The 807-nt window shown below is 63.6% G+C and carries 1 protein-coding gene; it reads left to right on the top strand.

Annotated features, from left to right (window positions below):
- Positions 1-115: 115 nt before the first annotated feature.
- Positions 116-807: IS21 family transposase (gene istA, locus ACX12L_RS22980; RefSeq protein ID WP_459264579.1), on the top strand; the 692-nt coding region annotated here is incomplete at its 3' end.

Here is an 807-nt window from a genome sequence, read left to right as displayed (position 1 = left end):
TGTTGATTCATTTCCAAATCTGGGCCATTTCGGGACGCGTTCACGTTGAAATCTGAGCCACGTTGCCGCTCTATCGTGCTGAATTTTTCAGCACGGGGGAGCAGGAGTGATCAACGTGAGCACATTGAGCAAGTTGCGCCGCCTCGTGCTGAGGCAGGACGTGTCGGTGCGCGAGGCCAGCCGCAGGCTGGGCATCTCGCGCAATACAGCCACCAAGTGGCTCAAAGACGGGCAGATGGCCGAACCCCGATACCCGCAGCGGGTGTCAGGCCCCAGCATCCTGGAACCGTACAAGGAACAGTTGGGCCAATGGCTCAAGGCCGATAGCCATCGCAGCAAACGCGATCGGCGCGGGATCAAGGCGATGTTTGAAGCGCTGCGGGCGCAGGGCTACAGCGGCAGTCGGGGGCCGGTGTACGCCTTTGCCCAGCGCTGGCAGCAAGAGCAAGGCAACGCGTCACGCGGCGCGGGGTTCGTGCCGCTGAGCTTCGAGTTGGGCGAGGCATTCCAGTTCGACTGGAGCTGCGAGTACCTCTTCATCGGCGGTCTGCGCCGCCGCCTGGAGGTGGCACACACCAAGCTGGCGGCCAGTCGCGCCTTCTGTCTGGTGGCCTACTACAGCCAGGCGCACGAGATGCTGTTCGATGCCCACGCACGGGCGTTCGCCCTCTTCGGTGGCGTGCCCCGCCGGGGCATCTACGACAACATGAAGACCGCGGTCGACAAGGTCGGCCAGGGCAAGCAGCGCAGCGTCAATGCGCGTTTCGAGGCCATGACCGGGCACTACCTGTTCGAGCCGGAGTTCTG

It is taken from the genome of Alicycliphilus sp. T452 (assembly GCF_054512775.1).
The sequence above is the reverse complement of the archived record's forward strand: the minus strand, read 5'-3'. Positions and strand labels throughout refer to the sequence as shown.